The organism is Pseudogulbenkiania sp. AW2-16, from assembly GCF_056824575.1.
In genome coordinates this window covers 1,673,452-1,687,918 of record NZ_CP157668.1, presented here as the reverse complement: position 1 = coordinate 1,687,918, position 14,467 = coordinate 1,673,452, and the positions used below count along the sequence as shown (strand labels likewise).

Below are 14,467 nucleotides of genomic sequence, written 5' to 3'. Positions count from 1 at the left end.
GACAGCTCCGCAATCAGAAAGCCGATCAGGTAAGCCCCCCATCACCGGCAAAGAGCAGCCCGCGCGGGAAGTTCCATACCAGAAAGCCCAGCACCGCCCCCGTTGCGGCAAAGCACAAGCCCATGAGTTGGGGGTCATGCACCTTGAACGCCACATAGGCCAGCGCCATAAAGATGAACACCGAGACCATTCCGGCCAAGCCGTTGTAGCCATCGATGATATTGATGGCATGAGCGACGCCCCCAACGGCGATGACGGTAAGCACCAGCGAAAGCCACCAGTGGTGGCGCAAAAGCTGATCTACACCTGGCACATCCAGTCGCAACAAACTGGCCTTCAACAACCAGAAACCTAGTGCAGCGGCGACAAAGGTTGCCAACAAACGGGGCAGCGGCCCTACATTTTTGGTCAAGTCTTCAGCCAGCCCGGCCCCAAACGCCGGCAAGGCGGCGATCAGTAGCAATAAACTTAACGTCTCCCCTGTCAGCCCTCCCAGAATCAGCGCCCCCACCACCAGACCAGCCATTAGAGGCACGCCGCCGATACGGGGCACGGGAGCTGCATGGAATTTCTGCACTCCACCAAGGTCATGATCAGAAGAGAAGCGATCATGGAGATGGCGGAAGCGGACCAAGAGAACACCAACGACAAAGGAGCAAAACAGTGCTCCAAGAAGGATTAGAAGCATGCCAAATTCTATCTGAATAAGGGATTTGGGAAGATCAGCCGCACTGTAATGCCACGGATGAGGCGGGGTTGATTCTACCAATCAGGGGAGAGAGGGGACAATGCTACCTGGGCTCAAAGCCATGCATAGCGCATTATGCCAATACTCTAAAACAGTAGAGCTTGATCTGATTACATGCGAAAATCGCTCGACAAACATCGTGTTAACATCTGTAAAGCCCTCGTTGCCGATACAATCTTTCATAAGATTGGCATAGCAAGGCTAAACCAACGTCAAGAATACAGCACTCATGATCCTAGTCACTGGCGGAGCCGGCTACATCGGGTCGCACACCTGCCTACAGCTTTTGGAAGCGGGACACCAGCTGATCGTTCTGGACAACCTGTGCAACAGCAAGCCTGAGTCGCGGGGACGCGTGCAAAAGCTGGCTGGGAAGAACCTACAGGTTGTAGAGGGCGATGTCCGCGATGCAACCATTCTGGATGCTGTATTCCGCTGCCTCCTCGAAGCAGTTATCCATTTTGCAGACCTGAAGGCAGTGGGCGAATCGGTAGCAAAGCCAGTGGAGTACTACGTCAACAACGGCACCGACACTTTGTCCCTCTTGGGGGCTATGCGCCATCATAATGTTCGGACCTTGGCATTCAGCTCGGTGGCGACAGTGTATGTGATCCAGCCAATGCCTCCATCCGCGAAAACTTTCCACTCCCGGCAACGAACCCCTATGGCTGTAGCAAGCTGATGGCGGAGAACATCCTGCACGATTTGGCGTCTGCCGAACCCAACTGGAATATCGCCATCCTGCACTACTTCAACCCGGTGGGTGCTCATGAAAGCGGACTGATCGGCGAAGACCCCAATGGCACCCCCAATAATTTGATGCCGTCCATCAGCGAGGTTGCCATTGGTCAATGCGTCAAACACAACGTGTTCGGCAACGACAATCCCACGCACGATGGCACCGGCGTAAGAGACTCTATCCACGTGATCGACTTGGCAGATGGCCACCTCAAGGCACTGCAGGCACTGCAGGCACTGCAGACCCAAGGTAGACTGATCACGGACAACCTCGGAACGGGCCAAGGTTATTCGGCACCATTCATGACAAAAGCATTTTTGGTCAGCCAGTGGCAAGTCTTACAGTACGAAATTGTCGCCCGCCGCCACCGCGACATCGCCGCATGCTGGCCAACCCGACTTTGGCCTATGACATCCTGGGCAGGAGAGCGTAGAGAGGCCTCCAAGAGATGTGCGAAGATGCATAGCGCTGGCAGAGCCAGAATCCGGTCGGTTGCCCTTAAATTTCTTTAAGAAAAGCATTCAGCAAAGACATGATTTTTGTTACAGGCGGCGCCGGCTTCATTGGCGGGAACTTCGTCCTCGGCTGGCTGGCACACAGCGACGAACCAGTCACCAACCTCAACAAGCTGACCTATGCTGGCCATCTCGACGCCCACTCAGCACCTTACTGTTGAGAAAAGGGTCAGAGTAGTTTTATCCAAACAGCACAACCGCCAAATCTGGAAACAGTAGTGGTGCACATGGGCTCTTAGTCATCTCAGAGGCAGTAGAGAAACCACATAAAATAAAAGACTACTTATGGAGCAGCAATGAAATAAATATAAAGCAGACAAGCAAGACCGAAATACCACCTAAGGATCACAATGAAATTAGGCTTTCCGATATAGCATGTGATTCGAAAGTGTAATTCCCATCATTGACTGATGAGCGCCTGAGCAGAAAAGCGGTGACCGAATCATGCCAAATACAGATCTAATCCTTAATCTCGTCAAAAAAGAGATTAAGGTACGCTATATGGGATCAGCAATAGGATTTATTTGGTCCTTAGCTAACCCAGCACTAATGTGCATAGTATATTACATTGTTTTCACCTACATATATCCAAGCAGGGACGTTAATTTTCTACACAGCTTAATTACTGGTGTTTTGCACTGGGTATTGATCTCCCAAGCATGGCCCCAAAGCTGTGATTGGATGACTAACAACTCAAGCCTAATAAAGAAAATATACTTTCCCAGGATATACATCCCCATATCTGGAATGGGGGTAGTCGCTGCATTCTGGATGTCAGCCTTGCTTGTCTACTCAGTATATTTTTTCCTTGGTGGCTTTATATTTCATAGTGGGTTGTTAATGTACCCAATTATCTTGGTTTTGTATTTTTGCTTTGTCTTTGGCGTATCACTGGCCATGTCGATAGCACAGATCTACATAAGAGATATCAAATACCTAGTCGACGCCATTATGCCCATATTGTTCTGGTGCACACCCATAATTTGGCAGCCCAATTTGCTTCCGGAAAACTTGCGCTGGCTGGTTTACCTTAATCCACTCACTGTGTATTTTTCTGGAATCAATGATGTGCTCGTTGCATCCGCTACTCCTAATTTCTTTACGCTAGCACAAATGCTGCTGCTCAGTGTGCTTTCTATTGCACTCGGGCTATGGGCTTTCAACCGTTACTCTAGGAAAGTGGCAGAAGTTCTATGAGCCAAAAGAAAATACTAAAGGTTGATAACGTAAATAAGACATTCTTTCTAAAGCACGCACACCCTGGATCGCTCAAAGGAAGAATAGTAAGGGCACTGCATGGGGAAAAGCAAACCGAGACTGAGAAATTTAAAGTCATAGAAAATATAAGTTTTGATATTAGCGAAGGAGAATCCATGGCCTTGCTTGGGCACAATGGCTCCGGCAAGAGCACATTGCTTCAGCTAATTGCAGGAGTTATTACCCCAGACAGTGGCTCAATTAAAATTTACGGAAGAATAACCCCTCTACTTGAATTGGGGGTAGGATTTCACCCGGAACTAAATGGAATTGAAAACATATACTTAAATGCCTCCATATATGGAATGCGAAATCGCGATACAGCAAAGATAATCAAAGATATTATTGAATTTTCTGGACTAGGCAAGTTTATTGACACCCCTGTCAAGCATTACTCTTCCGGCATGTATATGCGGCTGGGATTTTCAGTCGCAGCCCACATGAATCCGAAGATAATTTTAGCTGACGAAATATTAGCCGTTGGCGACACAGAGTTCCAAAATAAGTGTTTAGACAAAATCAAGGAACTTCAAAGGGAAGGAACATCAGTAATATTAGTTACTCACTCAGTTGAGCAGGCAAAACAGTTCTGCAATTCATATGTCAGACTCGATCATGGAAAAATGGTAGCTAGCGGCTACTTTTAAGGAGGCTTTATGCTGAATATTGTTATCCCAATGGCGGGAGCAGGCAGTAGATTTTCTTGTGCCGGTTATAAAGACCCTAAGCCAATGATAAAAATTCATGGGCGACCAATGGTGGAAGTTGTAGTAAAGAATCTTAGGCCTAGCTGCGAGCATAAATTTATATTTATTGTCCAGAAATCTCACGCTGCGAAATATAACTTGGATAAATCATTGAGGGCCATTACCCCGGGGTGCGAAGTTATTATGATAGAGGGGATCACAGAGGGAGCTGCGTGCACTGTATTGGCAGCTGAAAAATTTATTAACAACACGAACCCGTTGATGATTGCCAATAGTGATCAATTTGTTGACTTTAACGTTGACGATTATCTTGCCTTAGCTCTGAACAAAAATTTGGATGGCTTAATTATGACAATGAAGGCAAATGATCCTAAATGGTCATATGTTGGAATCGATCAGCATGGGTATATTGATAAGGTCGTCGAGAAAAAAGTTATTTCAGATGAAGCAACGGTAGGTATTTATAATTTTGCGAAGGGAATGGATTTTGTTGAAGCAGCCCATTCCATGATTAAGGCTGAGGATAAAGTAAACGATGAATACTATGTGGCGCCAGCCTACAACTATTTAATCAAGAAGAACGCAAAGATCGGCTTATATAATGTTGGGGCTGAAGGAAAGGGAATGTACGGATTGGGGATTCCAGCAGACCTTGAGAAATTTCTCACTTTGCCCATTAGTAGGAAGGTCTAGATAGATGAAAATCTTGGCGCATCGCGGATATTGGATTGACCCATCCGAAAAAAATACACTCCTAGCTTTTAAAAGAGCAGCTGACAATGGATTTGGAATAGAAACGGACTTTCGGGATTACTGCGGAGAACTTGCTATTTCGCATGACCCCGCAAGCTATGACAGCATAAAAATTGAAGAATTTATTGGCCTAATAGGGGGCGAAGTAACATGTGCTATCAACATAAAAGCAGATGGCCTTGCAATCCAAGTTCGTGACATCCTGATGAAGGGGGTGTCGAAAGACTCTTTCGTTTTTGACATGTCAATACCAGATACAATTGCTCATATTAGCGCTGGCAATAGAGTTTTCTCGCGACTGAGTGAATTTGAAAGAATTAGTCCGCTTTTCGAGAAGTGCAACGGAATTTGGCTCGATGCTTTTGAAAGTGATTGGTATGGGATTAAAGAAATAAGCAATCTCTTAGAAGATGGCTTCGAGGTCTGCGTTGTTTCAAATGAGTTGCACGGCCGCCACTATGCTGATCAATGGAAAATGATTAATACATTGCCGGACAAGAGCAACCTGATGTTATGTACGGACCACCCAATGGAAGCAAGAAAATACTTCATGGAGAATTAAATGATTAAAGCAGTCGTTTTTGACATGGATGGCGTACTTATAGAGGCCAAGGACTGGCATTATCAGTCTCTAAATAAAGCACTTGGCTTATTTGGTTATGAGATTAGTTTGTATGATCACTTGAAGACATACGATGGTTTACCAACGGCAAGAAAGCTTGAAATGCTTTCTGTAGAACGTGGCTTTCCTAAGTTTTTGCATGAATTAGTAAATGATCTAAAACAGATATATACCATGGAAATGGTATACACTTCATGCAAGCCAAGATTTGTTCACGAGTATGCATTATCAAAACTTAAGTCATCTGGCTATAAACTGGCGGTTGCTTCCAACTCTATCAGAAAGACTGTTGAAGCAATGATGCAATGTGCCGATCTTGATAAGTATCTGGATTTAAAATTGTCTAATAATGACGTACAACGAGCGAAGCCATATCCTGATATTTACCTGAAGGCGATGGAGATTCTTGATGTCAAGCCAAGCCAATGTGTTGTAGTGGAAGATAATGAAAAAGGTGTTCAGGCGGCAACCAAGGCAGGCGCACATGTTTTGCAGGTAGATGACGTAAACGAGGTGAACTATCAGAATATAATTGATTTCATTTGTCGCATTAATAAAATGGAGGATGTATGCAAGTAGTTGTTTTAGCGTCAGATTTCGACAGCGATTATATTGATGGATTCCCGGCATATTTGGCTGAATATGATGGCAAGCCATTCCTTGAGCACCTTATTGATGAGAAGCTTCGCACGATAATAAGTAAAAACGTGTTCGTTTTCCCGAAAAAAGATGTCATCAGATTCAAACTAAAAAATCTCATAAATCAAATAGTGCCTGATGCAAAAATTATTGAGATTGCGCACCCAACCTCTGGGGCGGCTTGTTCATTTCTTTTGGCAGGCGAGGAACTTAACCCTGATGATCAATTAATAATTCTGGGAACAACTGATCTTGTTCAAGTAGATTTACAAGAAGTTGCCAATTATTTTATTGGTGAGAATTGTGTTGCTGGGTGCGTGACACTTGATTCCGTGCATCCACGATACTCTTTCATGCGACTTGATGAAAATGGATTTGTTATCGAAGCAGCGGAAAAAAACCCAATTAGTAGAAATGCTAGCACGGGCATTTACTGGTTTTCTAAGGCTAGCTATGCCATTGAAGCCGTATTCTCCATGATAAAAAAAGATGTAAGAATAAATGATAAATTTTATCTAGCTCCGTCCTTTAATGAACTCCTACTCAATCAACATAAAATAAAAATTTTCTCGATACCCAAGGAGAACTATAGGCCGATGAAGTCTGTCAGCCATGTTGGCGCTCTTTTTTTCGACACCCACTAAGGTGAAACATGAAAATTTTCAAACTTAATGAAATGAAGAAAGGCTGGTTCATTGGGGCGTTTGCTCCTGCAGTTTTAAGCACTGAGGCCTGCGAAGTTGGTGTTAAGAGTTATCAAGAAGGTGACCATGAAGATTCTCATTACCATAAGGTTGCTACAGAAGTAACGGTAATTATTTCAGGTGTAGCGGAGATGAATGGCACAATATACAAACCAGGTGACATTATCGTCATTGAACCGGGTGAAAAGACTGATTTCTTTGCCATTGAAGATGTGGTTACCGTTGTTGTTAAGATGCCAGGGGTTTTAAATGATAAATATGTCGAATAGGAAAGTTATACCAGAAGAGGTTTCTGTTGTAATCCAAGGACCTATAAGTGATAGATTCGATGAATGTATCAAATCTTTGAAAGATAGCCTCCCTGGGGCAGAAATTATTGTAGCGACATGGAGGGGGAAAATAACACCCCTGAAGGCTCTGTTGACAAAGTCATATACCTAAACCCAATAGATCCATTGACCGATATAAATGGGAACCGGAATAACGTTGAGCGACAAATGCTTAGTACAAGCGCTGGTCTGCAAGCTGCTTCACGGCCATTTGTACTGAAGATGAGGGCTGATCACCTGCTCGTCAGTCCCATCATGCTATTGAACATCCCAACGGATGAAAATAAATATACTTATCTGAAATCAAAAATTATTGTAAGCAGCTATTTTGTACGAGATCACCTCAAGGTTCCATTCCTTTTTCATATTTCAGATTTAATACAGTTCGGCCGTAAAGAGGACATGCTTTCTCTGTGGCAGTATGACCCCGCTGGCTTCTCCGATATCGTATTGAAATCAGAGAGAAAGCTTAGGATCTTTGGCAATTACTGTGGACCTTCAAATTTTAGAGAAGTGCCAGAACAAACACTTATAATTCGATGGCTAAATAGGCTTGGCTGCGCCGTTAAGATAAATTACCCTTGCGATACCAGCTTTAGGAATTTCTATATTTGGGAAAATGTATTGGCGCACAATTTTCATATTATAGACTCTGCACAGAGTGGAATAATTTATCCGGACCGCTTTCATAAGGCATTTCTTGGCCGAGACACTTTGTTATCAACTAAAGACTTGTCTGTTTTGCAGATAAGTCCAGGAAGAAAAAAACGGTACTTCCTCCTGCTGTTGAATAAATACGTGATATCAATTTTTAGACTTTCCCACCTCCTATCAACTCTGAATGTTTATCTGTCTTTTTTTTCGCCAAGTCTTGCTAAATGTCTAAGACATATATACAGAAGTCTTAAAGGAGTAGTTCATCCAGATAGGGTTTAGCGCGGCGAACGACCCCACTTGATGCCTTGAGTGTGATGCTCCATTTAGCAAACGCCGAGGGATCCGGGCCAATGCACTGCTGTCTTGCCGACGGATTGCTGGCCTGGATACAAGCCCATCAGATGGAGGCAGTGATTCCCGCCAAAGCGAATCGCAAAGAACAGCGTTCGTGCAATTGGTGGCTCAACAAAGAGCGGCACGTTGAGGAATGCATGTTCAGCAAGCTGAAGCATTATCGCCGGATTTTCTGTCGACTCGAGAAAAGAAGTTGAGTTTCATGGGTATCCTGTCGTTTGCCGCCACGCTGCTGTGGTTACGTTAGACGGGCGGCAATACGTCAACAGAACCTAGGCTGACGGGGCAAAATCAGGAAAAAAGAGGTGCGTACTGTCGAACTCAGGAACACTACCCCTCCTATCGATAGCAGCCTTGGAGCTCTTGGTAGGTAAATTTTGCCTATAAAAAAACCCGCCTTGCGGCGGGTTGTAAGCTAGGTCGAACAATTCGCTGTCTTACCAGACCTTCAGGTATTCCAGCATGCCTTCGGCGGCCTGACGGCCTTCGAAGACGGCACGGACCACCAGGTCGGCGCCGCGGACCTGGTCGCCGCCGGCAAAGATTTTGGCGTTGCTGGTCTGGTACTTGTATTTGGCGCGACCCGAGGCCAGGGTGCGGCCGCGCTCGTCTACGGCGATAGAGTGGCGCTCGAACCAGTCGGCGGCTTCGGCCTGGAAGCCGAAGGCGATGACGACGTGGTCGCACTCCAGCACTTCTTCGCTGCCCGGCACGAGCTCGGCACTGCGGCGGCCCTTGGCATCCGGGGCGCCGAGGCGGGTTTCCGCCAGCTTGAGGCGCAGGCTGCCATCGGCCGCTTGCTCGATGCCCAACGGCTGACGGTTCCACAGAAACTCGACACCCTCTTCCTTGGCGTTGCCGACTTCGCGCTTGGAGCCCGGCATATTGGCCTCGTCACGGCGATAGGCGCAGATCACGCGCTCGGCACCCTGGCGGATGGAGGTGCGGTTGCAGTCCATGGCGGTATCGCCACCGCCCAGCACCACCACGCGCTTGCCCTTCATCGAGACAGGGGTCTCGTCGACCGGCAGGGTGCCCAGGTGCTGACGCACGTTGTTGACCAGGAACGGCAGCGCTTCCAGCACGCCCGGCAGGCTTTCGCCGTCAAAGCCGCCCTTCATGTACTTGTAGGCGCCCATCCCCATGAACACGGCGTCGTACTGTTCCAGCAGTTCTTCGATCTGGACGTCACGACCGATCTCGGTGTTGAGGCGGAACTCAACGCCCATGCCCTCCATGATCTCGCGGCGACGCTTGACCACACTCTTTTCCAGCTTGAATTCGGGGATGCCGAAGGTCAGCAGGCCGCCGATTTCTTCGTACAGGTCGAACACCACCGGCTTGACGCCGTTGCGTACCAGCACGTCGGCACAGCCGAGGCCGGCCGGGCCGGCACCGATAACGGCGACTTTCTTGTCGGTCCACACCACCTTGGACATGTCTGGGCGCCAGCCCGCCTTGTAGGCTTCGTCGGTGATGTACTTCTCGATGGAGCCGATGCTCACGGCGCCGAAACCGCCTTGTTCAAGGGTGCAGGCGCCTTCGCACAGGCGGTCCTGCGGACAGACGCGGCCGCAGATTTCCGGCAGGCTGTTGGTCTTGTGGGACAGTTCCGCCGCTTCGAACAGGCGACCTTCGTTGACCATCTTCAGCCAGTTGGGAATGAAGTTGTGTACCGGGCATTCCCATTCGCAATAGGGGTTGCCACAGGACAGGCAACGCCCGGCCTGTTCGGCTGCATCGGCGCTGTTCAGCGGCCGGTAGATTTCCTTGAATTCGATCTTGCGCGCCGCCGCCTCGACCTTGTCGCCGGGGTTGCGCGGGAGCGTCATGAATTGGAATACGTCACCCATGGTGGCTTCCTCTTGCCGGGGCAAGGCGTGCTTCCGCACGCCGCCCACTAACTATCATATCTGTGTGATTCAGTGCTGGTGCCGAAGGGATGGGGCATCGGCCCCATCCATGATCAATCATCAATCCTTCAGCAGGCTATCGAGCTTGGCGGCCTTGGGCTTCACCAGCCAGAAGTAGTCGACGAAGTCGTCGAAGTTTTCCAGCATGTTGCGGCCGATATCGGAACCGGTAAATTCGACGTGCTTGGCCAGCTTGTCCAGCAGGAAGGCACGGTACATACCCATGGCTTCGCCGTTGATCAGGTGGATGTCCACCAGCTCGTTGTTGTAGCGGTAGGCGAAGCGTTCGTTCGGGTCGTAGACGAAGGCGAAGCCCCCGGTCATGCCGGCGCCGAAGTTGTAGCCGGTTTCGCCCAGCGAGATCACGCAGCCGCCGGTCATGTATTCGCAGCAGTGGTCGCCCGCGCCTTCGATCACCGCCAGCGCGCCGGAGTTGCGCACCCCGAAGCGCTCGCCGGCGACGCCGGACGCGTAGAGCTGGCCGCCGGTGGCACCGTACAGGCAGGTGTTGCCGATGATGATCGACTCGTGCGACTTATATGCCGCGCCTTTCGGCGGGTAGACCACTACGCGGCCACCGGCCATGCCTTTGCCGACGTAGTCGTTGGCGTCGCCTTCCACTTCCAGGTGCAGGCCGGGCGCGTTCCAGACGCCAAAGCTCTGACCGGCCGAGCCGGTGAACTTGACGGTCAGACAGCCTTCCGGCAGACCGGCCGCGCCGTGCGCCTTGGCGATTTCCCCGGACAGACGGGCGCCGATGGAGCGGTGGATGTTCTCGATCGGGTACTCCAGGCGCAGCATCTGCTTGGCCTGGATCGCCGGCAGGGCATCCTTGACGATGGCTTCGGCCAACTCGCCCTTGTCGAACGACGGGTTGCGGTCATCGACGCAGAAGCGCGGTTCGCTGTCCGGAATGGAGCCCTGGTTCAGCAGCGGAGACAGGTCGAGACGCTGCTGGCGCTCGCTCTGGCCCTGCAACAGACCCATCAGGTCCATGCGGCCGATCAGTTCTTCCATGGAGCGCACACCGAGCTTGGCCATCCACTCGCGGGTTTCGCGGGCGATGAACAGGAAGTAGTTCATCACCATTTCCGGCAGGCCGATGAAGTACTTGGAGCGCAGCTTCATTTCCTGCGTGGCGACGCCGGTTGCGCAGTTGTTGAGGTGGCAGATCCGCAGGTACTTGCAACCCAGCGCCACCATCGGGCCGGTACCGAAACCGAACGATTCGGCACCGAGGATGGCAGCCTTGACCACGTCGAGGCCGGTCTTCAGGCCGCCGTCGGTCTGCACCCGCACGCGGCCGCGCAGGCCGTTGGCGCGCAGCACCTGCTGGGCTTCGGAGAGGCCCAGTTCCCACGGCGTGCCGGCGTACTTGACCGAGGTCAGCGGGCTGGCGCCGGTACCGCCGTCGTAGCCGGAGATGGTGATCAGGTCGGCGTAGGCCTTGGCCACGCCGGCGGCGATGGTGCCGACACCCGGTTCGGCCACCAGTTTCACCGACACCAGCGCGTCGGGGTTGACCTGCTTCAGGTCGAAGATCAGCTGGGCCAGGTCTTCGATCGAGTAGATGTCGTGGTGCGGCGGCGGCGAAATCAGGCTGATGCCGGGCTTGGAGTGACGCAGCTTGGCGATCAGCGGTGACACCTTGTCGCCCGGCAGCTGGCCGCCCTCACCCGGCTTGGCGCCCTGCGCCACCTTGATCTGCAGCACTTCGGCGTTGACCAGGTAATGCGGGGTGACGCCGAAGCGGCCGGAGGCGACCTGCTTGATCTTCGACATCTTCTCGGTGCCGTAGCGCGCACTGGTCTTCGCCCCCCTCACCGGAGTTGGAGCGGCCGCCGAGGCGGTTCATGGCGGTGGCCAGTGCCTCGTGTGCTTCCGGCGACAGCGCGCCCAGCGACATACCGGCGGAGTCGAAACGTTTGACGATGGACTCGACCGACTCGACTTCGTCAAGCGGGATCGGGTTGTCCGCCAGCTTGAGCTGCATCAGGTCGCGGATCATCGCCACCGGACGCTCGTTGACCAGCTCGGCGTACTTCAGGTAGGCGTTGTAGTCGTCGTTCTGCACTGCCTTCTGCAGCTGCATCACCACGTCGGGGTTGTAGGCGTGGTATTCCTCGCCGTGCACGTACTTCAGCAGGCCACCCTGGGTGATCGAACGCATCGGGTTGAAGGCGAGGCGAACCAGCTTCTGCTGGTCGTCTTCGAAGTCCTCGAAATTGGCGCCAGAGACGCGGCTCACGGTGCCTTTCAGGCACAGCTCGACGACTTCCTCGTGGATGCCGACGGCTTCGAACAGCTGCGCGCCGCGGTAGGAGGCAACGGTCGAAATCCCCATCTTCGACAGCACCTTCAAGAGGCCCTTGTTGATGCCCTTGCGGTAGTGCTGCAGCGCTTCGTTGGTCTTCAGCTCGACCTCGCCCGACTGCACCAGTTCGGCGATGATCTGGTAGGCGAGGTAGGGGTAGACGGCGGTCGCGCCATAGCCCAGCAGGCACGCAATCTGGTGTGCGTCACGCGCGGTGCCGGTTTCCACCACGATATTGCTCTTGCAGCGCAGGCCGGTATCGATCAGAGCGTGGTGCACGGCACCGGTGGCGAACAGAGCATGGATCGGCAGGCGGCCGTCACCGAGGGTGCGGTCGGACAGCACCACCACCACGGTGCCCTCGCGCACGGCGTCCACCACGTGCTGGCACAGGCGCTCGATGGCCACCTTCAGGCCGCCCTCGGACGGGTCGTAGCACAGGTCGAAGGAGGTCGACTTGAGGTAGCTTTCCGGACGCGTGGTGACACGCACGAACTTTTCGTGAGACAGCACCGGCGAGCGCACTTCGAGACGCTTGGCGTGCTCGGCGCTCTCTTCGAACATGTTGCGCTCGGGACCGAACACGGTGTTGAGCGACATCACCACCGCTTCGCGGATCGGGTCGATCGGCGGGTTGGTGACCTGGGCGAACTGCTGGCGCAGGAAGTCGAACGGCGAGCGGACCTTTTGCGAGAGCACGGCCATCGGGGTGTCGTCACCCATGGAACCAATGGCTTCCTGGCCGTCATCGGCCAGCACGCGCAGCACCTGATCGCGCTCTTCGAAGCTGACGTTGAACAGCTTCTGATACTTGAGCAGCTCGTCCTTCGGCATCGCTTCGAGGGAGGAGTCATCCTCAATCGACAGCTCGAGATACTTGCCGCTGTCCTTGATCCACTGACGGTATGGCTTGGCACTCTTCAGCTGGGCATCGATGTCTTCCGGCATCAACAGTTCGCCGGTGGTGAGGTCGGCGGCGAACAGCTGGCCCGGCTTGACGCGGCCCTTGCGCACGACTTCTTCCGGCTTGTAGTCCCATACACCCACTTCGGAGGCGATGGTGAGGATGTTGTCGCGGGTCAGCACCCAGCGCGCCGGACGCAAGCCGTTGCGGTCGAGCAGACAGGCGGCGTAGCGGCCGTCGGTCAGCACGATGCCAGCCGGGCCGTCCCACGGCTCCATGTGCATCGAGTTGAATTCGTAGAAGGCGCGCAGGTCCTTGTCGGTGGAGTCGACGTTCTGCCAGGCCGGCGGCACTAGGAGGCGCAGCGCGCGGAACAGCGGAATGCCGCCCATCAGCAGGCCTTCGAGCATGTTGTCGAGGCTCATCGAGTCGGAGCCGTCGGTCTGCACGATCGGGCGGATGGCGTCCATGTCGAGGTGCGGCGTCGACATGATGCGCTCGCGCGCCTTGGACCAGTAGCGGTTGCCCTGAACCGTGTTGATCTCGCCGTTATGGGCGAGGAAGCGGAACGGCTGAGCCAGCTTCCACTGCGGCCAGGTGTTGGTGGAGAAGCGCTGGTGGAACACCGCCAGGCTGGCCTCGAAACGCTCGTCCTGCAGATCGAGGAAGAATTTCGGCAGGTTTTCCGGCGTGACCAGGCCCTTGTAGGACAGCGTGTGCGGCGACAGGGTCGGCAGGTAGAAATAACCGTCTTCGGCCTTGTTGGCCTTCTCGGCTTGGCGGCGCGCCATGTACAGGCGGCGCTGGAAGCTGGCGTCGTCCATGCCGAACGGACAGTTCACGAACACCTGCACCATGGAGGGCAGGGTCTTGATGGCGTATTCGCCACAAGCCGAGACGTCCACCGGCACGGTGCGGAAGCCGGCCACTTCGAGTTCCTGCGCTTCGAGGAACTCTTTCAGGCGACGCAGGCTGCGCTGGCCCTGCTCCTGCTCCGGATGGTGGAACACCAGACCGGCGGCGTAGCTCGCCTTGAGGGCAATGCCGGCCTCGTGGGCGACTTCGCGCAGGAAGCCGTCGGGTTTACGGAACAACAGGCCGCAACCGTCGCCCGATTTGCCGTCGGCAGCCACCGCACCGCGATGGGTCAGTTTGGCGAGCGAGGAAATTGCGGTCTGCACCAGCCAATGACTCGGTTTGTCCTCCAGTTGGGCGATCAAACCAAAGCCACAGCTATCCTGCTCGAAATCCGGGCGGTACAAGGTGCCCTGCAGCCATTGCTGTCTTTCCATACCATCTACCTGATTATAAT

Annotated in this window: 12 protein-coding genes and 2 pseudogenes; 11 read left to right on the top strand and 3 right to left on the bottom strand. The window is 52.6% G+C overall.

All coding sequences use genetic code 11. The annotated features are described in order from the left end of the window. Nucleotides 1-25 precede the first annotated feature (25 nt). A complete protein-coding gene (locus ABKF58_RS08125; protein WP_482584085.1) occupies nucleotides 26-688 on the bottom strand; it encodes an MraY family glycosyltransferase in 663 nt (220 codons plus the stop codon). Nucleotides 689-977: 289 nt separating this feature from the next. On the opposite strand from ABKF58_RS08125, the pseudogene ABKF58_RS08120 reads away from it, so the two are divergent. From ABKF58_RS08120 to ABKF58_RS08070, 11 genes and pseudogenes are all read left to right on the top strand, one after another. Further along, nucleotides 978-1,673: pseudogene (locus ABKF58_RS08120) on the top strand (NAD-dependent epimerase/dehydratase family protein); the annotation flags it as partial. A gap of 346 nt (nucleotides 1,674-2,019) precedes the next feature. Then, nucleotides 2,020-2,163, top strand: a complete 144-nt coding sequence (locus ABKF58_RS08115) for a hypothetical protein (RefSeq protein ID WP_482584084.1) — start codon at nucleotides 2,020-2,022, stop codon at nucleotides 2,161-2,163. Nucleotides 2,164-2,446: 283 nt separating this feature from the next. Beyond that, nucleotides 2,447-3,199, top strand: coding sequence for an ABC transporter permease (locus ABKF58_RS08110; protein ID WP_482584083.1), 753 nt, complete (start codon nucleotides 2,447-2,449; stop codon nucleotides 3,197-3,199). Then, on the top strand, nucleotides 3,196-3,906 hold the full coding sequence (locus ABKF58_RS08105) for an ABC transporter ATP-binding protein (RefSeq protein ID WP_482584082.1): 711 nt from the start codon (nucleotides 3,196-3,198) through the stop codon (nucleotides 3,904-3,906). The genes ABKF58_RS08110 and ABKF58_RS08105 overlap by 4 nt, the downstream gene beginning before the upstream one ends. Nucleotides 3,907-3,915: 9 nt before the next feature. After that, nucleotides 3,916-4,659 carry a glycosyltransferase family 2 protein gene (locus tag ABKF58_RS08100; protein WP_482584081.1) on the top strand — a complete coding sequence of 248 codons (744 nt, stop codon included), beginning with the start codon at nucleotides 3,916-3,918 and terminating at the stop codon, nucleotides 4,657-4,659. Between the two features lie 4 nt (nucleotides 4,660-4,663). Beyond that, nucleotides 4,664-5,281 (top strand): PI-PLC domain-containing protein, encoded by a 618-nt coding sequence (locus ABKF58_RS08095; RefSeq protein ID WP_482584080.1) that lies wholly within the window; start codon nucleotides 4,664-4,666, stop codon nucleotides 5,279-5,281. After that, nucleotides 5,282-5,920 (top strand): HAD family hydrolase, encoded by a 639-nt coding sequence (locus tag ABKF58_RS08090; RefSeq protein ID WP_482584079.1) that lies wholly within the window; start codon nucleotides 5,282-5,284, stop codon nucleotides 5,918-5,920. It begins immediately after the preceding gene. Beyond that, entirely contained in the window at nucleotides 5,911-6,624 is a 714-nt protein-coding gene (locus ABKF58_RS08085; protein ID WP_482584078.1) for a glycosyltransferase family protein, read from the top strand. The genes ABKF58_RS08090 and ABKF58_RS08085 overlap by 10 nt, the downstream gene beginning before the upstream one ends. 8 nt (nucleotides 6,625-6,632) lie before the next feature. After that, nucleotides 6,633-6,953 (top strand): cupin domain-containing protein, encoded by a 321-nt coding sequence (locus ABKF58_RS08080; RefSeq protein ID WP_482584077.1) that lies wholly within the window; start codon nucleotides 6,633-6,635, stop codon nucleotides 6,951-6,953. Then, nucleotides 6,934-7,125 carry a WavE lipopolysaccharide synthesis family protein gene (locus ABKF58_RS08075; RefSeq protein ID WP_482584076.1) on the top strand — a complete coding sequence of 64 codons (192 nt, stop codon included), beginning with the start codon at nucleotides 6,934-6,936 and terminating at the stop codon, nucleotides 7,123-7,125. Before ABKF58_RS08080 ends, ABKF58_RS08075 begins: the two co-directional genes overlap by 20 nt. Continuing rightward, nucleotides 7,071-7,949 (top strand): WavE lipopolysaccharide synthesis family protein, encoded by an 879-nt coding sequence (locus ABKF58_RS08070; RefSeq protein ID WP_482584075.1) that lies wholly within the window; start codon nucleotides 7,071-7,073, stop codon nucleotides 7,947-7,949. Before ABKF58_RS08075 ends, ABKF58_RS08070 begins: the two co-directional genes overlap by 55 nt. Before the next feature lie 512 nt (nucleotides 7,950-8,461). Here ABKF58_RS08070 and ABKF58_RS08065 read toward each other — a convergent pair. Next, on the bottom strand, nucleotides 8,462-9,877 hold the full coding sequence (locus ABKF58_RS08065) for an FAD-dependent oxidoreductase (protein ID WP_482584074.1): 1,416 nt from the start codon (nucleotides 9,875-9,877) through the stop codon (nucleotides 8,462-8,464). A gap of 120 nt (nucleotides 9,878-9,997) precedes the next feature. Continuing rightward, nucleotides 9,998-14,447, bottom strand: a pseudogene (gene gltB, locus ABKF58_RS08060) (glutamate synthase large subunit). Between the last annotated feature and the right edge of the window lie 20 nt (nucleotides 14,448-14,467).